This is a genomic window from Rhizobium sp. BK399 (assembly GCF_014194695.1).
Classification (GTDB): Bacteria; Pseudomonadota; Alphaproteobacteria; order Rhizobiales; family Rhizobiaceae; genus Rhizobium.
Genome location: NZ_JACIAH010000001.1, coordinates 765,750 through 786,737 on the forward strand (window position 1 = coordinate 765,750; position 20,988 = coordinate 786,737).

Annotated in this window: 20 protein-coding genes; 7 read left to right on the forward strand and 13 right to left on the reverse strand. The window is 61.5% G+C overall.

Translation table 11 applies throughout. From position 1 onward, the window contains the following. Positions 1-705 precede the first annotated feature (705 nt). Positions 706-855, forward strand: coding sequence for a hypothetical protein (locus FHT97_RS03820; protein ID WP_183752417.1), 150 nt, complete (start codon positions 706-708; stop codon positions 853-855). Positions 856-870: 15 nt separating this feature from the next. Here the strand turns inward: FHT97_RS03820 and FHT97_RS03825 are convergent, their stop codons facing one another. The 3 genes from FHT97_RS03825 to FHT97_RS03835 are packed head-to-tail and all read right to left on the reverse strand — an operon-like array spanning position 871 to position 4,314. After that, positions 871-1,767, reverse strand: coding sequence for a patatin-like phospholipase family protein (locus tag FHT97_RS03825; RefSeq protein ID WP_183860025.1), 897 nt, complete (start codon positions 1,765-1,767; stop codon positions 871-873). A gap of 23 nt (positions 1,768-1,790) precedes the next feature. Next, entirely contained in the window at positions 1,791-2,351 is a 561-nt protein-coding gene (gene rsmD / locus FHT97_RS03830) for a 16S rRNA (guanine(966)-N(2))-methyltransferase RsmD (RefSeq protein ID WP_183860027.1), read from the reverse strand. Continuing rightward, positions 2,332-4,314, reverse strand: coding sequence for a pseudouridine synthase (locus FHT97_RS03835; RefSeq protein WP_183860029.1), 1,983 nt, complete (start codon positions 4,312-4,314; stop codon positions 2,332-2,334). The genes rsmD and FHT97_RS03835 overlap by 20 nt, the downstream gene beginning before the upstream one ends. 89 nt (positions 4,315-4,403) lie before the next feature. On the opposite strand from FHT97_RS03835, the gene FHT97_RS03840 reads away from it, so the two are divergent. Further along, positions 4,404-4,841: a nucleoside deaminase gene (locus FHT97_RS03840; protein ID WP_183860746.1), complete on the forward strand. Its 438-nt coding sequence runs from the start codon at positions 4,404-4,406 to the stop codon at positions 4,839-4,841. Continuing rightward, positions 4,838-5,029, forward strand: coding sequence for a hypothetical protein (locus FHT97_RS03845; RefSeq protein ID WP_183860031.1), 192 nt, complete (start codon positions 4,838-4,840; stop codon positions 5,027-5,029). The genes FHT97_RS03840 and FHT97_RS03845 overlap by 4 nt, the downstream gene beginning before the upstream one ends. Positions 5,030-5,033: 4 nt before the next feature. Here the strand turns inward: FHT97_RS03845 and FHT97_RS03850 are convergent, their stop codons facing one another. From FHT97_RS03850 to chrA, 7 genes are all read right to left on the reverse strand, one after another. Beyond that, a complete protein-coding gene (locus FHT97_RS03850) occupies positions 5,034-5,660 on the reverse strand; it encodes a hypothetical protein (protein ID WP_183860033.1) in 627 nt (208 codons plus the stop codon). A gap of 133 nt (positions 5,661-5,793) precedes the next feature. Next, on the reverse strand, positions 5,794-8,718 hold the full coding sequence (ileS, locus tag FHT97_RS03855; RefSeq protein ID WP_183860035.1) for an isoleucine--tRNA ligase: 2,925 nt from the start codon (positions 8,716-8,718) through the stop codon (positions 5,794-5,796). A gap of 281 nt (positions 8,719-8,999) precedes the next feature. Next, entirely contained in the window at positions 9,000-10,475 is a 1,476-nt protein-coding gene (locus FHT97_RS03860; protein WP_183860037.1) for a sodium:solute symporter family protein, read from the reverse strand. Next, positions 10,465-10,662 carry a DUF3311 domain-containing protein gene (locus FHT97_RS03865; protein WP_114711644.1) on the reverse strand — a complete coding sequence of 66 codons (198 nt, stop codon included), beginning with the start codon at positions 10,660-10,662 and terminating at the stop codon, positions 10,465-10,467. Before FHT97_RS03865 ends, FHT97_RS03860 begins: the two co-directional genes overlap by 11 nt. A 133-nt stretch (positions 10,663-10,795) precedes the next feature. After that, positions 10,796-11,779, reverse strand: a complete 984-nt coding sequence (locus FHT97_RS03870; RefSeq protein ID WP_183860039.1) for a bifunctional riboflavin kinase/FAD synthetase — start codon at positions 11,777-11,779, stop codon at positions 10,796-10,798. A gap of 27 nt (positions 11,780-11,806) precedes the next feature. Next, positions 11,807-12,655: a TIGR01459 family HAD-type hydrolase gene (locus FHT97_RS03875; RefSeq protein WP_183860041.1), complete on the reverse strand. Its 849-nt coding sequence runs from the start codon at positions 12,653-12,655 to the stop codon at positions 11,807-11,809. A 101-nt stretch (positions 12,656-12,756) separates the two neighbouring features. Continuing rightward, positions 12,757-14,166, reverse strand: a complete 1,410-nt coding sequence (chrA, locus tag FHT97_RS03880; protein ID WP_183860043.1) for a chromate efflux transporter — start codon at positions 14,164-14,166, stop codon at positions 12,757-12,759. A 324-nt stretch (positions 14,167-14,490) separates the two neighbouring features. On the opposite strand from chrA, the gene groES reads away from it, so the two are divergent. The 3 genes from groES to FHT97_RS03895 all read left to right on the forward strand — a co-directional run bounded on the left by groES (position 14,491) and on the right by FHT97_RS03895 (position 17,656). After that, the gene (gene groES / locus FHT97_RS03885) at positions 14,491-14,787 is read left to right on the forward strand and encodes a co-chaperone GroES (RefSeq protein WP_004675403.1); all 297 of its coding nucleotides are present in this window, start codon (positions 14,491-14,493) and stop codon (positions 14,785-14,787) included. A gap of 72 nt (positions 14,788-14,859) precedes the next feature. Beyond that, positions 14,860-16,500 carry a chaperonin GroEL gene (groL, locus tag FHT97_RS03890; protein ID WP_183752439.1) on the forward strand — a complete coding sequence of 547 codons (1,641 nt, stop codon included), beginning with the start codon at positions 14,860-14,862 and terminating at the stop codon, positions 16,498-16,500. A 709-nt stretch (positions 16,501-17,209) separates the two neighbouring features. Then, the gene (locus FHT97_RS03895; RefSeq protein ID WP_183860748.1) at positions 17,210-17,656 is read left to right on the forward strand and encodes a hypothetical protein; all 447 of its coding nucleotides are present in this window, start codon (positions 17,210-17,212) and stop codon (positions 17,654-17,656) included. 64 nt (positions 17,657-17,720) lie between these two features. Here the strand turns inward: FHT97_RS03895 and FHT97_RS03900 are convergent, their stop codons facing one another. Then, positions 17,721-18,431 carry a glutathione binding-like protein gene (locus FHT97_RS03900; RefSeq protein WP_183860045.1) on the reverse strand — a complete coding sequence of 237 codons (711 nt, stop codon included), beginning with the start codon at positions 18,429-18,431 and terminating at the stop codon, positions 17,721-17,723. A gap of 219 nt (positions 18,432-18,650) precedes the next feature. On the opposite strand from FHT97_RS03900, the gene FHT97_RS03905 reads away from it, so the two are divergent. Then, positions 18,651-19,094 carry a DoxX family protein gene (locus FHT97_RS03905; protein WP_183752443.1) on the forward strand — a complete coding sequence of 148 codons (444 nt, stop codon included), beginning with the start codon at positions 18,651-18,653 and terminating at the stop codon, positions 19,092-19,094. A 79-nt stretch (positions 19,095-19,173) separates the two neighbouring features. Here the strand turns inward: FHT97_RS03905 and hisG are convergent, their stop codons facing one another. Continuing rightward, entirely contained in the window at positions 19,174-19,869 is a 696-nt protein-coding gene (gene hisG / locus FHT97_RS03910; protein WP_183860047.1) for an ATP phosphoribosyltransferase, read from the reverse strand. Further along, positions 19,869-20,987 (reverse strand): ATP phosphoribosyltransferase regulatory subunit, encoded by a 1,119-nt coding sequence (locus tag FHT97_RS03915; RefSeq protein ID WP_183860049.1) that lies wholly within the window; start codon positions 20,985-20,987, stop codon positions 19,869-19,871. Before FHT97_RS03915 ends, hisG begins: the two co-directional genes overlap by 1 nt. Position 20,988 lies beyond the last annotated feature (1 nt).

Below are 20,988 nucleotides of genomic sequence, written 5' to 3' on the forward strand. Positions count from 1 at the left end.
CTCAGTAGGTCCTACTGAAACGCCACTCTCGTTTGTTTCGCGAGGTTGAGAACTTGACCGCCCGAAGGCTCCTCATTGATGCCGCCGATCAGGCGGCATATCCCCTACGGGATTCCGTCAGTTCGCCTGGCGGCGGGCGATATTTCATCGACCTCGGATCTTAAAAGTCGCATGAGCCGCCGCCTCTGGGCTGGAAGCCCTCTGCGCAGGCGGGGTTCAATGGTTCGTTCAGCGAGCGGGCCCCCGGGCCACCGGTAGTGCATGATGAACTGATTACGGCGAGCAAGAGAAAAGCGAAAGCTGCTATTGGCTTGTACAAGTGGATCATGAGAACTCTCCAAAATTGGGGATCCTACAAAGCCTGACCGCCGAAACCTTCGATCCCAAATAAATCGGTGCTAGTTCCGGGCTCGGACCGCCATGACATGGTGAACCTGTACTCGCCTGTTGGAAAGAGGATAGGCGAGGATCCGTGTTTTTGCATATGTACGACGAACTGCCTGAGCGAATGTGGACTTGCCTGTTGCCTTGAGCTCGTCGCTCCTGTGAGCCGTAGCCCGGGCACGCGAGGATGCATCCGGCGATCAACCCGGGCAGAGCCTCGAACCTACGCACTTAGCTACCCGTTGCGATTGCCGTAGATTTGAGGGAGTATCCGGTCTCGGCCCCTGAGGCCCGCGCAGTCTCCGATGAGAGGACAATGCCATGCCTCTACGCTATCTTTTGGCCGCTGTGGCCATCACGCTCTTTACCCTTTCCGGATGCGCAACCACCGGTTCGGGCGCAGGGAACACCACCTACGCAACCCCTGCCGGGATCGGCCCGGTTCGTGGCGCCGGCATCAACGGCTATTAGTCCTAGGCAAAGCCTCTAAGGGACGATCCGCGCTTCGATCTCCCGATCGAGCGCATATTTCAGTTCGTCCTTGATGCCGACCGACATCGACAGGACTTCGCGCGCCTTGAGGAAGTCCATCACGCCGATGCGCCCGACGGCGGGGCGCAGGAAGATGTGCGGCGCCTGCAGGCGCAGCTTCAGGGAAATGGCAGTCTGCATCATCAGCTGGCCGGAGCCGAAGATGCTCTCCATGCGGTTCGGAATGTGGGTGCCATCGCCTTCCGGGGCACCGACGACGTCGATGCCGATGACGATGTCGGCGCGATCCATCAGGCATTCATAGGGGACGGGGTTGCTGATCCCCCCGTCGATCATCACCCGTCCGTGCAGCCTCACCGGCATGAAGACCGCGGGGATTGCCGAGGAAGCCGCCAGCGCCGGAAACAGCGCGCCGTGGCTCGTCAATACCTCGCACTGACCGTAATAATCGGTTGCCGTCACCGTCATCGGCACCGGCAGATCCTCGAAACGTTCCGGCAGGTCGGCGGGGAGGAAGGCTTTCAGGATACGCTCGAGATTGAACTGGCCGATGCGCACGCCATTGGCGACCGCATCGCGCACCGTCTGCGGGCGCAGGCCCCATAGGCGACTGACGACAGCGGCCTTGTTGCCGACCGTCATCATGACATGTTCGCGGATGGCTTCGCCGGTCATGCCAGCCGCCATGCCAGCGCCCATGATCGAGCCGATCGAGGAGCCGGCAATCGCCACGGGGCGAATGCCGAGCTCATCCAGGGTTTCGATGACGTGGATGTGAGACAGGCCGCGCGCGCCACCACCGCCGAAGGCAACCGCAACTGTGGGTGTCGAACGGCTGGAGGCGTCGGTCGGGGCAGGCAACTCGGTTTCGATCTTCTCTACCTGCTGCACCGCTGCCCCCGATTTCCGCAGCCCTATTCGGGCTGATAGCGGAAGAAATGAACCTTGGTATCGCCGAATATCCGGCTTTCGAGGAAAAGATAGGAAGGGTCGACCGAAACGGCAACGTCCGCGCGCTCCTCGAGAACCGCAATTGCGCCCGGTTGCAGCCAGCCGCCCTTGGCAGCGGCGGCCATCGCCCTTTCGCCTAGCCCCTTGCCGTAGGGCGGATCGGCGAACAGCACCTGGAACGGCTCGAGGTTGCCGACGCTGCCGAGATCGGTCGCATCGCGCCGCAGGATGCGCGTCCTGCCATGCAGGCCGAGTGCATCGATGTTTTCCCAGAGCAGGCCCCTGCCCTCGACGCTGTTTTCGACGAACAGCGCATGCCGACAGCCGCGGGAAACGGCTTCGAGGCCAACGGCGCCGGTGCCGGCGAAAAGATCGAGGATCCGGGTGCCATCGACGCATTCCGGATAGGCATGGCTCAGAATATTGAACAGGCTCTCACGCGTCCGGTCGGCAGTCGGCCGGATGTCGTTGGATTTAGGTACGGCGAGCGACCGTCCGCGAAACTCACCGCCGACGATCCGCACCGCGTCCTATTCCCTTGCCCTTAGGTCCACCACGCGACGGCCCGCCCGCAGGCTTGCCACCGCCACCCGTTCGATCGCCCGAAGACTTGCCGGAAAAAGACTTGCCACCGGGTTTCGCCCCGCCGGGCTTGCCACCGAAGCTCTTACCGCGCGGCTTGTCGCCGAAGGGACGCGCCCCACTGGGCTTGTCACCGAAGGAGCGGTCGCCGGCCGGACGCTCGGAACGAGCCTCGCCGGAGAAACGCTTGGCGCGGGGACGCTCGTCGCCCTCTTCGCGCGGACGGCGCGGCTTGTCGCCACGCGGCGGCCGATCACCGAAGGAACGGGGACGCTCATCACCGTCCTCGCGCGGCCTGCGGTCGCCACGCGGCTTGCCGCCGAATGGACGGTCACCGGCTGGCCGGTCACCGCGCGCCGGGCGGTCGCCGAAGGAACGTGGACGGTCGTCGTCCTCGCGCGGCTTGCGCTCGCCACGAGGCTTGTCGCCGAACGGCCGATCGCCGCGCGGTGGGCGGTCACCATAGGGTCTGTCGCCGCGCGCCGGGCGGTCGCCGCCCGAGCGGTCGCCACGATCGCCGAAGGACCTGTCGCCACGGGACGGGCGATCACCGAAACCACGGTCGCCGCGCGGGCCGCGATCACCGCGATCACCGGAACGCCTGCGGTCACCGTCGTCGCGGCTCACCTCGCTGGAGCGGATCCATTCGCCCTCTTCATCGGTGGCTCGGTTGATCTGCACGCGGTGGCGGTCATCACCGAAGCCTGCGGCCTGCGGCCTGTCGCGGTCGGGCTTTTCGCCACGGCGCTGCGCCGTCTTCGCGTTCTTCTCGGCCCTGGCAGCTGCCTTCTCGCCGAGCGGGCGGGCGCCGGGGGCCATCCAGACATTGGCATTGCGGCGACTGCCGAGCGCGGGGCGCTTCGGACGATCATCGTCATTGCGGCCACCCTCGCGACGGTCATCACGACGATCGTCGCGCTTGGTGTCGAGGCGGCTCAGCGCACGCTCGCGCTTGTCTTCCGGCTTGCGGGGGCGCTCACGGCGCTCCGGCTTTGCTTCCACCTCTTCTTCGGCGGCAACGGCGGGCGAATTGTAGATCGGCGCGTCGAAGTTGGCCTTCGCGTCCTCGATCAGACGCGGACCGAGCTGGTCGCGCAAGGTGCGACCGCGCACTTCGACCACATCCCGCTCCGGCAGATCGCCGAGCTGGAAGGGACCATACGAGATGCGGATCAGACGATTGACGTCGAGACCGAGCGCACCCAGCACGTTCTTGATTTCGCGGTTCTTGCCTTCACGCAGGCCCATCGTGAGCCAGACGTTCGAGCCCTGCGTGCGGTCCAGCGTGGCTTCGATCGAGCCGTAGAGGACGCCGTCGACGGCAATGCCGTCCTTGAGCTTGTCGAGCGCGTCCTGATCGATCTCGCCGTGGGCGCGCACGCGGTAACGGCGCAGCCAGCCGGTCGTCGGCAGTTCCAACGCGCGAGCCAGGCCGCCATCGTTGGTCAAAAGCAGCAAGCCTTCGGTGTTGATATCGAGGCGGCCGATCGACATGACGCGCGGCAGGTCGTCCGGCAGATTGTCGAATACCGTGGGGCGTCCTTCCGGATCCACGTTGGTCGTCACGAGGCCGGCCGGCTTGTGGTACAGCCAGAGCCTGGTGCGCTCGATGCCGCGGATCGGAACGCCGTCCACTTCGATCTTGTCGGCTAGCGTCACGTTGACAACAGGGGTGTCGAGGAGCTTGCCGTTCAGCTTGACGCGCCCGTCCATGATCATGCGCTCGATATCGCGGCGCGATGCAACGCCGGCGCGCGCCATCACCTTCGAGATGCGCTCAGCCTTGGTGTCGCCTTCGGCAACGTCGCTCGCCTCGGCCTTGACGGCCGTCTTTGCCGATTTTGGCCCGGCATCGCGCGGAGATGGCTTGCCGCCTGGCCGTTTTGGCTTGTCTTTGAATGTCATTTGTTGTTTGCCTGCCTTTCGGGCCTTCCTATCAGGTCGCGCCCCTGCGGTTAAGTGGAAATTGTCGGATCGTGAAGACAAATCAATTTATGGAGCTGGCGCTCGACCAAGCCCGCGCTGCCGGCGAACGCGGCGAGGTGCCGATCGGAGCGGTTCTGGTGATTGACGGAACCGTGATCGCGGCATCCGGCAACCGCACGCGCGAGGTCAACGACGTGACGGCGCATGCCGAGATCGCCGTCATTCGCATGGCTTGCGAGGCGCTTGGTCAGGAACGGCTGACGGGCGCCGACCTCTATGTGACCCTGGAACCATGCACGATGTGCGCAGCCGCGATTTCCTTCGCGCGCATTCGCAGGCTCTACTACGGCGCGGAAGACCCCAAGGGCGGCGCCGTCGACAATGGCGTGCGCTTCTATGCGCAACCGACCTGTCATCACGCTCCGGAGGTCTATTCCGGTTTGCAGGAAACCACATCCGCCGACATCCTGCGGACATTCTTCCAGCAGAAACGGGATGTGCCATGACATTGCTCGCCGGCGAACTCGTTGTGATGGTCGCCGTCTATGCCTATACGAGGATCGCCCCGCATAGCGCATCGATCCCGATGCAACGTCACTTTCCGGGCATGCGAACTGGTGGGCGCCGGGCGGCCTGCATGGCGTGCTGGTTGACAACCGGTCAAAAGCAAAGCGGGGCTGACAGCCCCGCTTGAAATCTTACTGGAGGAGGTTCCACCACTGCTTGCCGGTACCGGCAATCGCAGCTTCCTTCTTCTTCTTCTTCGCCTTCTTCAGTTCCGGCTCGCCGAGATCGTCCAGCTTTGTCGGATCGTCGACCTGTCGATATTCGGTCGGCGGATCCGAGATGAAGCGGCGATCGGAATAGGTGCCCTTCTGGAGGGCGCGAGCTTCGCGATAGGCCTTGCTCTGGGCTTCGGTCGTCTGCCGGCCACCTTCCACCTTGTCGCTTGCGAGCGGTGAGCGGTAGTTCGGGTTGTCGCTGTTTTCGTCAGCTTCCTTGACGAGGCGTGCGCGGGTCTCTTCCGGGGATTCAATCCACTGTGGATTTGAAGCGCTGGCAATGCTTTGCTGCGGCTCGACGAGGGTTTCCTTGGCGGCCACGGACGGCAGGACGAGGCCTGGGCGGGCGCTGTACTTGACGCCCTTGTTCTTCGGTCCGTCGCCGGTCAATGAAACGGACTGACCAATGTCATCGGTCAACTGTGCCATCGCGGTCTTGTCCGTACCGTAGCGCGGGCTCCCCATGCAGCCGGTGATCATCGCGCCGCCTGCCATAGCAACAGTCAGGCAAACGCCCACACGGAACCAACGTGTTGATAACATGAAAACCCTTCCAGCCGTGCCGGTGCAATCATCGCCCTACCGGACACTCGTCCCCCTGACGCAAAAATCCGGCCATTTTCAGGCAGCTTTTACCGGATGAACCGCGTTTAGGCAATTCACCCGGCAATATTCTTCAGTTTTGCACCGCTAGTTCGCGCAATGCAGCCGCATCGCGGGCCGAGACATCGGGATACTCGGGGTCAGAGCCGACATCCGTGGTGATGCGCCAGGAGCGAGCGCATTTCGTGCCCTCGGCCAGTTTCGGCTCAACACTGACACCCGGCACTTCGGGCAGGCGGAAGGCATCGGCAGGCCCTTCCGTGCGGTCGATGACGATGCCGGAGGTGATGCAGATCTCCTCGAAGTCCTGACCTTCCAGCGCCTTCAAAAGCTCCGCGTCGGCGACGTGGACGACGGGAGCCGCTTCCAGCGAGGAGCCGATGCGCTTGTCCTTGCGCTCGATTTCGAGAGCGCCCGTGACAACCGTACGGACCGTGCGGATCTTCTTCCACTTCTCGGCCAGAGCGTCGTTCTTCCATTCCGCCGGAAGGGTCGGGAACTGCTCGAGGTGAACCGAAACGGCCGAAGGATTGCGTGACAGCCAGGCCTCTTCCGTCGTGAACGGCAGCATCGGCGCCAGCCACGTCACCATGCATTCGAAGATGTTGCGGATGACATGCAAAGCCGAGCGACGGCGCAGGCTCGACGGCGCATCGCAGTAGAGCGCATCCTTGCGGACGTCGAAGTAGAAGGCCGAGAGCTCGACGTTGGCGAAGTCGATGAGCGCGCGGGCGATCTTCTTGAACTCGAACGCGTCATAACCTTCGCGGACGAGCTGATCGAGTTCCGCCAGGCGGTGCAGCATCAGCCTTTCCAGCTCCGGCAGATCGCCAAGCGCGATGACCTCGCCCTTGTCGTGAGCCAGCGTACCTAGCATCCAACGCACGGTGTTGCGCAGCTTGCGATAGGCATCGACGTTCGTCTGGATGATAGTCTTGCCCAGGCGCTGGTCTTCCCAGTAGTCCGTCGTCATGACCCACAGGCGCAGAATGTCCGCGCCGGCGTCCTTCATGACGTCCTGCGGGGAGACCACGTTGCCCTTCGACTTCGACATCTTCTCGCCCTTCTCATCCATGGTGAAGCCATGGGTGATGACAGCGTTATAAGGCGCGCGGCCGCGGGTCGCAGCCGATTCCAGCAGTGAGGAATGGAACCAGCCGCGATGCTGGTCCGACCCTTCCAGATAGACATCGGCCGGCCACTTCAGGTCGGGACGATCTTCCAGCGTGAAGGTGTGGGTCGAGCCAGAGTCGAACCAGACGTCGAGGATATCCATGACCTGCGCCCACTTGGCCGGATCATGCTCGTTGCCGAGGAAACGCTCCTTGGCGCCTTCCGCGAACCAGGCGTCAGCGCCCTCGGCATCGAAGGCATCGAGGATGCGCTGGTTGACGGCATCGTCCTTCAGCACTTCACCGTGCTCGTCGACGAAGACGCAGATCGGCACGCCCCAGGCGCGTTGGCGCGACAGCACCCAATCCGGGCGCTGCTCGATCATGGCGCGCAGGCGGTTCTGGCCAGCACCCGGTACGAAACGAGTATCGTCGATCGCCTTCAGGGCGCGGGAGCGCAGCGTCGTGCCGTCGGCAAGGTCCTTGTCCATGTAGACGAACCATTGCGGCGTATTGCGGAAGATCACCGGCTTCTTCGAGCGCCAGGAGTGCGGGTAGGAATGCTTGAGGCGACCACGCGCGAAGAGCGTATGCCGGCCGATCAGCGCCTTGATGACACGCTCGTTGGCATCGCCTTTCTTGCCACTGTCGTCGATGACGCGAGCCGCACCACCTTCGGCATCCGGACCAAAGCCGGGCGCATCTGCAGTGAAGAAGCCCGCATCATCGACCGGGAACGGGATCGCGGACGAGATGCCGCGGGCTTCGAGCGCCCGGGCGTTATCCATCCAGGCGTCAAAGTCTTCGCGACCGTGGCTCGGCGCGGTATGGACAAAACCGGTGCCGGCATCGTCGGTCACATGATCGCCATCCAAGAGCGGCACCTCGAAATGGTAGCCGCCACCGAGGCCGTGCAGCGGATGCACACAGTTGATGCCCGCAAGATCGGCCGCGGAAATGTCGCGCAGGCGCTTGTACTGAAGCTTGGCCCTGGCGAAAGATTCTTCCGCCAGTTTGTCGGCGAAGATCAGCTTCTCGCCGGGCCGGGGACCGAAATCGTTCTCGGCAGCCGTGACTTCATAGAGGCCGTAGGAGACGCGCGAGGAATACGCGATCGCGCGGTTACCGGGGATCGTCCAGGGTGTCGTCGTCCAGATAACGACTGCGGCGCCGGAAAGCTCGTCCGCACCCTTGGCGACCGGGAACTTCACCCAGATCATGTCGCTGTCGACGTCGGCATACTCGACTTCGGCTTCGGCAAGCGCCGTGCGCTCGACGACCGACCACATGACCGGCTTGGAGCCACGATAGAGCTGGCCCGACTTGGCGATCTTCAAGAGTTCGCCGGCGATACGGCTCTCCGCATGGAAGTTCATCGTCAGGTAGGGGTTTTCGAAATCGCCGATGATGCCGAGGCGCTGGAACTCGCTGCCCTGGATGCCGATCCACTTTTCGGCATAGGCGCGGCACTCGCGGCGGAACTCGATCATTGCCGCCGGCTCGGAAAGGTCGGGCTTGCTCTTGCCCTTGGAACGATAGTTCTCCTCCTCGATCTTCCACTCGATCGGAAGGCCGTGGCAATCCCAGCCGGGAACGTAGTTGGAGTCGAAGCCGCGCATCTGGAACGAGCGGGTGATGACATCCTTGAGGATCTTGTTCAACGCGTGGCCGATATGGATGTTGCCGTTGGCATAGGGAGGGCCGTCGTGAAGCACGAATTTTTCGCGGCCGGCGGCGGAAGCGCGCAGCTGCTTGTAGAGACCCATCTGCTGCCAGCGGGCAACGGTTTCCGGCTCCTTCTGCGGCAGACCGGCGCGCATCGGGAAGTCGGTTTCCGGCAGGTAGAGGGTCTTCGAGTAGTCGATCTTTTCGGCTGTATCGGTCATGTCTAGCAATCGTCTCTAGGCGCCACGGAAGCGGGCGCAACGGGCTTGAAAAATGGTGACGGAGGCGCTCGTCGTCCAAGCGCCAAAAACCCGGACCTTCCGGCCGCTCAGCGCGCGCGGAAGGCCGGGCCGATAATTCGTATCGTGATCGCCAGCCGGAACTTGTTCATCGCGCCGGTTCATAGGCGCTTTTACAGGGAAAAGGAAGAGGGATTTCATGGCCGCGCGGCACAGAAAAGCCGCGGACACCTCGGTCCGCGGCTTCCGTTTTGAAGCAATGGTCAGGCGCGTGCCGTCACCTTTGCCGGGGTCAGCACATTCACCACGACCGCGACGATGATGTTCAACGCCAATGCCAACAGACCGATGTAGACCGTGAAAGCGGTCTCTCCCATGGCGATCGGCTGTAGCGGTTTCCAGCCGGCATTCCAAACCAGATAGGTGCCGCCGAAGAAGCCGACGAACCAGCCGGCGAGCAGCCCCGGTGCCCGGAACCAATTGGTATAAAGGCCGAAGATCAGCGCCGGAAGCGTCTGAAGGATCCAGATGCCGCCGAGAAGCTGGAGGTCAAGCGCGAACTGGGTTGGCAGGAAGAGGATCACCAGCAGCGCACCGACCTTGACCACGAGTGAGGTCACCTTCGCCACCTTGGCCTCGCCGGCATGTGTCACCTGAGGATTGACATAGGCCTTCCAGAAATTGCGGGTAAAGAGGTTGGAAGCGCCGATGCTCATCACTGCCGCCGGCACCAGCGCGCCAATGGCAATCGCCGCGAAGGCGAAGCCCGCAAACCAGCTCGGGAACAACGTCTGGAAAAGCGCCGGCACGACATCGTTGGCACTTTCGAGCTTCAAGCCAGCCGCATGTCCCATGTAGCCGAGCAGCGCCAGAAGGCCGAGCAGCAGCGTATAGGCCGGCAGCAGCACCGCATTCTTGCGGATCGTGTTGCCGCTCTTCGAGGCAAAGATGCCAGTCAGCGTGTGCGGATACATGAAGGCTGCAAGCGCCGATCCGAGCGCCAGCGTCGCGTAGGCGACATACTGGTTTGGCAGAAGAAGTAGGCTGCCGGAACCCTTGGCCTGGAACGCCGCATCGGCGGCGGCAAAGACGTTGGCATAGCCGCCAAGCTTCGATGGGATCAGCGCCACGGCGGCGATGACCACGATGTAGATCATGATGTCCTTGACGAAGGCAATCAGCGCCGGTGCCCGAAGGCCCGCCGAATAGGTGTAGAGCGCGAGTACGATGAAGGCGATCGCAAGCGGCACCTCTCCGTGGAGACCGAGCGCCTTCAGGGCTGCCGTCATACCGACGAGCTGTAGGGCAATGTAGGGCATCGTGGCGATCACGCCGGTGGCGGCGACCGCAAGCTCCAGCCCCCGCGATCCGTACTGGCCGTGAACCACGTCGGCGGCCGTCATGTAGCCAAAATCACTCGCCCGCTTCCAAAGCACGGGCATGACCATGAAGACGAACGGATAGACGACGATCGTGTAGGGCAGCGCGAAGAAGCCGTAGGCGCCGACAGTATAAACCAAAGCCGGAACGGCGATGACGGTGTAGGCGGTATAGAAGTCACCGCCAACCAGGAACCAGGTGACCCAGGTACCGAAGCTGCGGCCGCCAAGACCCCACTCGTCGAGATGGTCAAGTGTTTTCGGCTTGCGCCAGCGGGAGGCGACGAAGCCCATGACCGTGACTAGCACGAAGAAGAAGATGAAAACGGCAAGCGCGGTGGCGTTGAGATCAGTCGTCATCGCGCATGCTCCGGTAGGCGATCCAGGTTAGAAAGGCGGTAACCGGCACCCAGGCCAGCTGATACCAATAGAAGAAGGGGAAGCCGAAGAGGACAGGGTCGTGAAAGTTGTAGAAGGGAACCCATAGGAGCCCGATATAGGGAATGATGAGCAGCCAGCAGACCGCCGTTCCAAACCTCTTATCCATTTGAAGAATGCCTTTCGATGCTGGGGGGCGCAGCGAATCCGCGTCTTATCAAATAGATGACATATCCCTGCGAGCGCACACGACAAGCATCGCCGCCCCGTAAGAGCCACAATTTTCGAAGGTCGCTAGAGCCTCAGACGAAGCAGATCTTGCGATCAAGCTCTCCGAGCGACTGCACACCTGTTAGCAGCGCCCTTGCCTCTTCCTTGTCTCGATTCATCTGCTCGACAAGGGGATCGAGGCCGTCGAACTTCAGTTCAGGGCGCAGGTAGCCGAAGAAGGATACGGAACAGATCTGCCCGTACAGGTCGCCGCTGAAATCGAAGAGGTAGGTTTCGAGCAGCGGCGCACCATTGTCGGTGACCGTCGGCCGCCGACCGTAGCTGGCGACGCCGTCGTGCAGCGTACCGTCATCAAGACGGAAGCGAACGGCGTAAATGCCCGCCTTGAGATCGGCTTCGGCCGGCAACCGCATGTTCGCAGTCGGGAAGCCGAGCTGGCGCCCTAGCTTCTCGCCGCCGATCACTTCCGCTTCGACGGTATAGTGATAGCCGAGCATCGCCGCTGCCTCGCTGACATTGCCGTCTTTCAGCAATTCGCGCACATGGCTCGAGGAGACGACGTCAGTATTCTCGTCACGAAACGCGTCGATCAGCGTAACGCCGAAGCCGTATCTCTGGCCGGCTTCCATCAGGAAGGCCGGACCGCCTTCCCGGCCTCGGCCGAAATGAAAGTTGAAGCCGGTCACGACCTCTGAGGCGTCAAGCCAGTCCTTGAGGATCGAATGGATGAAATCGTCGGCCGAACGCTGCGAAAACTCCCTGTCGAAGGGGTATTCAATGACGGCGTTGAAGCCGATCGCTTCGAGAAGCCGAGCCTTGAGCGGCGCAGGCGTCAGGCGAAAGACCGGCTGATCGGGCCGGAAGACCGTACGCGGATGCGGCTCGAAGGTGAGGACAAGCGCCGGAATGCCGCGATGCCGCGAAATCTCCAAAGCCCGGTTCAGCACGGACTGATGCCCACGATGCACGCCGTCGAAGTTGCCAATGGCGACCACGCCGCCACGCAGCTGGGCCGGCAGTGGTTCACGGGTTTCGTTGCGGTGAAAAACGGTCATCGGCTGGCTTTTCTTGTGCTGAGGTCTTTATGCGAGACGAGGCATCCACCACTTCGGTGATACTTTTTCGCGCTCCAGAAAGGCCGTCAGGATGGCTTCGTCCGTCTCTCCGTTCAGCGTGTATTCCTTCGCGTGGATGCCGCCGCTGATATAGAGGAGGTCGAGGCCGTAATCGAGAGCACCGCGAACATCGGTCGGCATTCCGTCCCCGATTGCAAGGACACGGCCCTTCGGAAATTCCCCATGGGCGTCGCGGGCAACGGACAATACGGCGTCGTAGATCGGCTTGTGCGGCTTCCCGGCAATGCGGGTTTGCCCACCGAGCTGATTGTAGTATGCCGCCATCGCGCCGGCGCAGGGGATGATCTTGTGGCCGCGCTCGACAACCAGATCGGGGTTGGCGCAGATCATCGGCACGCCGCGCACCTGAAACGCCTTCAGCATCTCGGTATAGTCTTCGGGCGTCTCGGTTTCGTCGTCGAAGAAGCCGGTGCATACAACGGAGTCGGCATCCCCCGCATCGACGCGCTCCACGCCAAGCCCCTCGATGATCGCCAGATCACGTTCCGGCCCGAGAAGAAATACCTTCTTCGGCCCCTCGGCAATGAGGCCCCGCGTGACATCGCCCGACGTGACAATCCGATCGTAGGCGCCATCCTGGATGCCGATCTGCCGGAGCTGTGCCACCACCTGCGGAGCAATACGCGGCGAATTGGTGATGAGAACAACGGTCAACCCCTCGCCGCGGGCCGCTTCCAGCGCGGCAGCCGCCTTCGGGAACGGATCGACGCCATTGTGCAAGACACCCCAGACATCGCAGAACACCGCGTCATACTGGCTGGTGATTTCCGCAAAGTTTTCGATCCGCTTGGCCATTCCGATGTCCCGATGTCGTTAAGTCACGGGTGACATCGCAAAGGCCTGCCGGGATGGCAAGGCATTTTGCGCTGCGGCTGTAAAAAACCGAAACGAGCCGACTAGAGGACGGCGGCGGCAGCCTTGGCCAACAGGCCTGCGGCGGTGGATATGCCAATCACCGTCAGGATGCCCTTCTTGAAGCGAAACAGCAGAACGGACGCCAGCAAGAAGATCACGAGCGCGGCGGCATCGAGCGTCCCCCACTGCGGCCAGGCAACGCTGATGATCGGCAGGCCGGTCTTGCCGGAAAAGAGTGCGACGCGGCCAACTTCGGCAAAGAGCACATGCAGGCCGAACCAGAGCGCAAGATTGAGAATGACGCCGACGACCGCAGCCGTAATCGCCGAAAGGGCGGCAGAGAGCTTCTCGTTGTTGCGCAGCTTCTCGATGTAGGGAGCCCCGGCGAAAATCCAGATGAAGCTCGGCACGAACGTCGCCCAGGCAGCGAGGAAGGCGCCGAGAACGCCACCGGCAAGGGGCGCCATCGCAATGGGATTGCGATAGCCAGCGAGGAAACCGACGAAACAGAGGACGAGGACAAGCGGCCCAGGCGTCGTCTCGGCAAGCGCCAGTCCATCGAGCATCTCGCCGGGCTGAAGCCACGCGTAGTGGCCGACGGCAACCTGCGCGACATAGGAAAGCACGGCGTATGCGCCTCCGAAAGTGATGACGGCCATCTTGGAGAAGAAGATGAAGACGGCGCCGAATACATTGGTTTCGCCGCTCAACGTTTCGGCGATCAGGTCCATCGGCGCGTCGAGGCCACGAATGAAGAAGAGCGGTGACTGCCAGACGAGGATCCAGAACACCAATACCACGAGCGGCCTTGCGATCGCATGCGGCGTGACTGCAGGAAGTCGTCCGCGGCGGGCGGTTTGCGGCATCGGCGTTGCCAACCCACGCTGGCGATACTTCATCCACAGCAGTCCTGCTGCGCCGGCGAGGACAATGATGAGAGGAAACGGCAGGTTCAGCATGAAAAGCGCCAGGAACGAGGCGCCGGCCACATAGTAGTGAAAGCGCTCCTTCAGAGCCCGGCGGCTCACCCGGAGCAAGGCCTCGATGACGATGGCCAGGACCGCAGCTTTCACTCCGAAGAAAAGCGCGGGAAGCCAGGCCGCTTCCTGAAAGACGGCGTAAAGGCTCGACAGGATCAGGATGAGCAGAAAGCCCGGTAGTATGAACAGCAGGCCGGCAATCAGCCCGCCACGGACACCGTGCATCAGCCAGCCGATATATGTGGCCAGTTGCTGGGCTTCGGGGCCGGGCAGCAGCATGCAGAAATTAAGCGCGTGCAGGAAGCGTTCCTCAGAGATCCAGCGCTTCTCGTCGACAATGGTCTTGTGCATGAGGGCGATCTGACCGGCCGGCCCGCCGAAGCTCAGGCAGCCGATCCACGCCCAGACGCGAACCGCCTCTCGCAGCGCTGGTGCCGCCACGATGTCTTCTGCCGCGATCGCCTTATTCACGGTTGCCGCCCCTCTTGCCCCAAGGCGCTCGATATCATTGGCACGTCCTTACGACAATCCTAGCGACAGGTGGGCGGCAGTGATCTCTTTCGAGGAAAGAAGCTTAGGGAACGGTGGTCACCGCACTGCCTGTCGCACTTCCGACAAGGATATGCTGTTAAGCCTGCTTGAGAAGACGGCGAAGAAAAATTCAGGCCGTCCTTGACTCCCCGATGGGCCACTCCTAAATGCTGCCTCGCTAGCACTCCCCAATGGCGAGTGCTAACACCCATCCGTGCGGGCCGCTCTCGGCCTGCGAGTGTCATTTGATCGAGGGATTAGACAATGGCAAGCACCAACTTCCGCCCCCTTCACGATCGCGTCGTCGTTCGCCGCGTTGAGTCCGAAGAAAAGACCAAGGGCGGCATCATCATTCCGGACACCGCCAAGGAGAAGCCGCAGGAAGGCGAAATCGTCGCCGTCGGTTCCGGCGCTCGTGACGAGTCCGGCAAGGTCGTCGCTCTCGACGTCAAGGCTGGCGATCGCGTTCTGTTCGGCAAGTGGTCCGGCACCGAAGTCAAGATCAACGGCGAAGACCTTCTGATCATGAAGGAAGCCGACATCATGGGCATCATCGGCTAATCAGCCGTTTTCCCTTTCCGATTTTAGCCACGGGCCCAAAGCCCGGACAACTCGAATTCAGGAGTTTCAATCATGGCAGCTAAAGAAATCAAGTTTGGCCGCACAGCGCGCGAAAAGATGCTCAAGGGCGTCGACATTCTCGCTGACGCAGTGAAGGTAACGCTCGGCCCGAAGGGTCGTAACGTCATCATCGACAAGTCCTTCGGCGCTCCGCGCATCACCAAGGACGGCGTTTCGGTCGCCAAGGAAATCGAACTCGAAGACAAGTTCGAAAACATGGGCGCCCAGATGGTCCGCGAAGTTGCTTCGAAGACCAACGACATCGCCGGCGACGGCACGACGACCGCAACGGTTCTGGCCCAGGCGATCGTTCGCGAAGGCGCCAAGGCAGTTGCTGCCGGCATGAACCCGATGGACCTGAAGCGCGGCATCGACCTCGCTGTCGCTGAAGTCGTCAAGGATCTCCAGGCCAAGGCCAAGAAGATCAACACGTCGGAAGAAGTCGCACAGGTCGGCACGATCTCCGCAAACGGCGAAAAGCAGGTCGGTCTCGATATTGCCGAGGCCATGCAGAAGGTCGGCAACGAAGGTGTCATCACCGTCGAAGAAGCCAAGACCGCTGAAACCGAACTCGAAGTCGTCGAAGGCATGCAGTTCGACCGCGGCTACCTCAGCCCGTACTTCGTGACCAACCCGGAAAAGATGATTGCGGACCTCGAAGACGCCTTCATCCTCCTGCACGAGAAGAAGCTCTCGAACCTCCAGGCCATGCTGCCGGTTCTCGAAGCTGTCGTTCAGACCGGCAAGCCGCTCCTCATCATCGCTGAAGACGTCGAAGGCGAAGCGCTTGCTACGCTCGTCGTCAACAAGCTGCGCGGCGGCCTGAAGATCGCTGCTGTCAAGGCTCCTGGCTTCGGCGATCGCCGCAAGGCCATGCTCGAAGACATCGCTATCCTCACTGGCGGCACCGTCATTTCCGAAGACCTCGGCATCAAGCTCGAATCCGTAACGCTCGACATGCTCGGCCGTTCGAAGAAGGTTTCGATCTCCAAGGAAAACACCACGATCGTCGACGGCGCTGGCGCCAAGTCCGACATCGAAGGCCGCGTTGCACAGATCAAGGCTCAGATCGAAGAAACCACTTCGGACTATGACCGCGAAAAGCTGCAGGAACGCCTTGCCAAGCTCGCTGGCGGCGTTGCCGTCATCCGCGTTGGCGGCTCCACGGAAGTCGAAGTCAAGGAAAAGAAGGACCGCATCGACGACGCGCTCAACGCGACGCGCGCTGCTGTTCAGGAAGGCATCGTCCCCGGCGGCGGTATCGCCCTGCTCCGTTCTTCCACGAAGATCGCTGCAAAGGGTGCAAACGACGACCAGGAAGCTGGCATCAACATCGTTCGCCGCGCCCTGCAGGCTCTGGTTCGCCAGATCGCTGAAAACGCAGGCGACGAAGCTTCGATCGTTGTCGGCAAGGTCCTCGACAAGAACGAAGACAACTACGGCTACAACGCCCAGACGTCCGAATATGGCGACATGATCGCCATGGGTATCGTCGACCCGGTCAAGGTTGTTCGTACGGCTCTGCAGAACGCAGCTTCGGTTGCTTCGCTGCTGATCACCACCGAAGCCATGATCGCCGAGCTGCCGAAGAAGGATGCTCCTGGCGGCATGCCGGGCGGCATGGGCGGCATGGGCGGCATGGACATGATGTGATAGGCGCAAGCCTATCGCTGAAGCGTCCATAAAGCTTCACCGATCTATCTCCGGTTTCCCCGGAACAGGAAGGGCGGTCTTCGGACCGCCCTTTTTGGTTTGGGCGTGCGATTCGCGGAACAGCAACTGTGTTCGTTTTTCAATCCTCAGAAAAAACGTTTAAGCAGCGATGTGAGCATGCCTCGCGTTATTCGAGGCTTTCGCAAGGCTTGCGCGCTTGCATTTTTTCTACCGCGGACTGCTTTCCTCGCTGACGCAATTTCGTGCATGTTTTTTCACACAAATGGCAGGTGAAACCGCTTACACCTCAGAAAATTGTCCACCTTTGGTGCTTTCTGCGCCCCTCGAGCAGTTTTCCTGCCGTTTTTCCACTCACAGTGGAGACCGGCACTATGCAAAAAGCAGATTGCCGTTTGCATAAAAGCGCCTATAAATCCGCGCTGCATTCGGCGCGCGTTCATCCGCCGACGGTCGCGATCCAATTCGCTGCCGACCACGGGAACGCGAGGGCGAGCTCGGGAAAAACCCCTCCCGAAAATATACCATAAGTTGTGCGTTTTTCCCGCGGAATTGGAAGCGGCTCCGTTAGCAGTGCCGACATCCAGACCCCATTTCGCAGGTGGCCGAGCATGATGCGCGGCGCAGCATGAACCTGCCCATTCTTGCCGGACGTGCAGCGGGGGAAGCTGTACCTAAGCTGGGGAAAAATTTGTTCAAAATTGCTAAAACCACCACCGCGGCACCGCTCATGCCGGGTTCACTCGACGTCAGCAATCACGACCCTGACCTGCTGGCGCAGTTTTCCATTTCCGAGACCTGGGTCGGAGATTTTTCCACGGGCATCATCCACCTGAAGGAATGGAGCGCGATGCTGCACGGGCTGCCGGCGCGTGAATGCGGCCTTGTCAGCCTTATGCGCTGCTACGACCCGAAGGATCACGATCACATCCTGGACCTCTTCGAGCAGGCCGCGACTCTCTCTTCATCGTTCTGCTTCTCGACCACGATCATGATGCCGAATGGCTTCCGCCAGCCCTTGTTCTGTATGGGCGAGTCGAACGGTCATGATGACGCCTCCCATGGCAGCTTGCTCGGCGTTTTTGTCTTTCCGCGATTCAAAACCAACACCGGCAGCGAGTTCGCGCGGCGCCAGTAATACCTTCCGCGCACAAAAAAGCCGGCCCCTGAAAGGCCGGCTTTTGTCGTTGCCATGTTTCGGCTTATGCCGGGCGCGCCGGGATGTTGAATCCCTTCTCCGATGCCGGCCTGGCGATGCAGCGGTCGAGCCAGTCCACGACCGCCGGAAAGCTCTTGTAGTCAAGCACTTCGCGTCCGCCATAGAAAATGTCGGCGCCGCGCAGCCATGGGAAGGTCGCGATATCGGCGATGGTATAGAGATCGCCCATGATCCACTGGCGGCCCTGGAGGCGCGCTTCCAGCACGCTCAGCAAGCGCTTGGATTCGTCGCGATAGCGCTCCATCGGGTAGGAGTTGTTGGCGACCTTGTCGGCCGCAAACTTGTAGAAGTGCCCGAATTGCCCGAACATCGGTCCGATACCAGCCATCTGGAAGAAGACCCACTGGATCGTCTCGTAGCGCCCTGCTGCGTCTGATGGAATGAGCTTGCCGGTCTTCTCGGCGAGATAGAGCAGGATCGCGCCGGACTCGAAAATGCCGATCGGCTTTCCGTCCGGACCATTGGGATCGATGATCGCCGGAATGCGGCCGTTCGGATTGAGCGACACGAACTCAGGCGATTTCTGGTCATTGGTGTTGAACGAGATCAGGTGCGGCTCGTAGGACAAGCCGAGTTCTTCAAGCGCGATCGATATCTTCACGCCGTTCGGCGTCGGCAACGAATAGAGCTGGATAACGTCGGGGTTCGCTGCCGGCCAGCGCGTCGTGATCGGAAAAGCGGAAAGATCTGCCATTGGGGTCTCCATCTTGGGTGGCCGACCATAGAAGAGGGTTATTGCCAATGGCAAGCCGCCATCGCGACCGATGCGTCGTTCAATAATAGAGAACAAAGCGTCCGCTTCCGTCTATCTTTTCACGACGGCAAAAAAAGGCGACAAAACGGCATCCGAGGTTGAAACCGTGCCGGGGGCACAGAGACCTCAAACGTCATTCACAAACGGAGACTTTGTCCCATGTCGAATACCAATAACGCCATCATTCTTGTTGCTCGTATTCTCCTCTCCTTCATGTTCATCTATGCCGGCTTCGGCAAGCTGACCGATCCGGCTGGCACGGCCGGCATGATCGCCGGTGCTGGTCTTCCGGCCTCCAGCGCGCTTGCCTATCTCGCAGGTGCCTTTGAATTCGTGACCGGTCTTGCCGTCCTCGTCGGCTACCAGACCAAGATCATCGGCTGGCTGCTGGCCGCGTTCTGTGCATTCACCGCCATTGTCTTCCACCTGCCTACGGTCAACGTTCCGGACTTCCCGGCTGCTGCCCTCGGCTGGATCAATGCCCTGAACCAGATCATGGTCATGAAGAACTTCACGCTGGCCGGCGCTTACATCTTCCTCGCGATCGTCGGCCCCGGCCTCTATTCGCTCGACGCACGCCGCGGCGTCTACGCAGTCGCCTAAGCCATCAGGCTCCTCCCAAGCATAAAAAACCCGCCGTCAGCTGACGGCGGGTTTTTTTACGTTTCGGTCTGACGATCGCTCAGAGTGCCGAACGAACGGCGTCGATCAGCCGCTGAACAGTCGCATCGCCAGCGTGGGTTTCCTTGCGCGCCCGGACGAAGCAGGCCTCCGAGCGAAGGATGACGCCGTCGGACAGGACCTTCAGATTATTCGCGCGAAGGGTAGAGCCGGTCGAGGTGATGTCGACGATGATATCGGCTGATCCCGAGGCAGGCGCCCCTTCGGTTGCCCCCAGGCTCTCGACAATCCGGTACAGCTGGATGCCGTGCTGGCTGGAGAAGAATTGCTGCGTCAGCCGCCAATATTTCGTGGCGATCGCCAGACGGCGGCCGTGACGGGCGCGAAAATCGGATGCAACGTCGCCGAGATCGGCCATGGTGTCGACATCGAGCCAGATTTCGGGAACGGCAACCACGACATCGGCATGGCCGAAGCCGAGCCGCGCGCAGACCTCGACGCGCTTGTCAGCCTCCGCCAAACCTTCGCGAACGAGGTCTTCGCCGGTGACGCCGAAATCGACGGTGCCGTTGCCAAGCTCGCGAGAAATCTCCGAAGCCGAGAGGAAGGCGACTTCGACGTCGTCCCAGCCTTCGACGCGTCCGCGATAGGAGCGATCGTTGCCGACAGCGGTGATCCTGATGCCGGCGCGTTCGAAGATCGCCGAGGCATCGTCCTTCATCCGGCCTTTGGAAGGCAATGCGATGGTAATCGTCATCAGGCAGCCCTCTCCGCTTCGATGCGATCCAGCCAGAGCGAGAAGCCAACGGCGGGAATGCGTTCCTTGGCGCCCAAGAAGGTCATCAACCGGTCAAAACGACCGCCACCGGCGAGAACGGCCGAAGTGCCCTGCACGCCGATCTCGAAAACCAGACCGGTGTAGTAATCCAGTGGACGCCCAAAGGCTGCGCGGTAGTCGATCAGCGCCAGATCGACGCCGGCATTGGCCAGAGCGGCCACACGGCCGTCGAAGCGCGCAAGGGCGTTGCCAAGCTTGAGGCCCGCGGCATCGGCAAAACCGGCCAGCGCGGCCGAGGCATTGATCAGCGGCACGTTCAGCGACAGGAACTCCTCCAGCACGCGGAAGGCCGCATCATCAAGGCGCGTTTCGGAGAGGATCAGCTTCTCCTTCAAGCGGCGCGCGATCTCCAGCGGCGAGCGGCTCGCATTCGTCGAATAGCCGGTCGCCTGCATCGTCGCATCGATGTGTGCAACAAGCGCTGCTTCATTGTCGGCGGCAATCAGACGCGCGATCTCGTCACTGAGCCCGGTCACGAACTGAGGGCTGACGAGGCTCGCCAGCAGAGCTTCGAGCTGACTCATGTTGCCGAAGGCATGGATCAGCCGTTTCTGCCACCCGAGCGGCAGACCAAGCGCCTGTACGACTGCCTCAAAGACGGCCTGGTCGCCCAGCGTAACCGAAAGATACTTGCCGGGAACGACGCGCTCCAAGACGCCGATCGCGTCACCGATCGCCCGTGCATCAGCAGCGGCTATGTTGATGTCGCCAAGATCCTCGATCCCGGCCTGATAGAATTCGCTCCCGCCTTCGCGCCGTTGGCGGAAAACTTCACCGAGATAGGAATAGCGCTTCGGCGTGCCGGTGGCGCTCTCGATATGGCGCAGACAGACAGGGATCGTGAACTCCGGCCGCAGGCAAAGACTGGCGCCCGTCTCGTTTTCGGTCATGAAGATACGCCGGCGAAGATCCTCACCGGCAATATCAAGAAACGGTTCGGCCGGCTGGATGACGGGCGTATCCACCCGCTCCGTCTTTCGCGCCGCAAACTCTGAGAGAAGCTCGCCGGAAAAGTCCGGCAGATTGATCAGGGCCATC